The organism is Bacillus sp. AFS098217, assembly GCF_002551815.1.
Taxonomy (GTDB): Bacteria; Bacillota; Bacilli; order Bacillales; family Bacillaceae_G; genus Bacillus_A.
This window is the reverse complement of sequence record NZ_NVPR01000151.1, coordinates 1-217: the sequence shown is the minus strand read 5'-3', so window position 1 is coordinate 217 and position 217 is coordinate 1. Positions and strand designations below refer to the sequence as shown.

At 39.6% G+C, this 217-nt stretch carries 1 protein-coding gene; it reads right to left on the bottom strand.

Features of this window, described 5'->3' with window-relative positions; all coding sequences use genetic code 11:
- On the bottom strand, positions 1 to 217 hold a 217-nt coding region (locus COO03_RS23930; RefSeq protein WP_141523300.1), incomplete at both ends, for a HAMP domain-containing protein.

Genomic DNA, 217 nt, shown 5'->3' with positions numbered 1-217 from the left:
TCCATCGCCATTGTAATTTGTTCTGTTGCTTCACTTGCTTGTCTCACACTTGCCGTCAGTTCTTCAGATGCAGATGCAACATGACCTGCTGAAGTATTAATTCTACCAATTAATGTGCGTAATGAATGCGTCATCTCATTAAAACCTTTCGCAAGCTGCCCAATTTCATCGTTAGAATGAATTTCAATTGTTTGCGTTAAGTCCCCATCGCTAATTT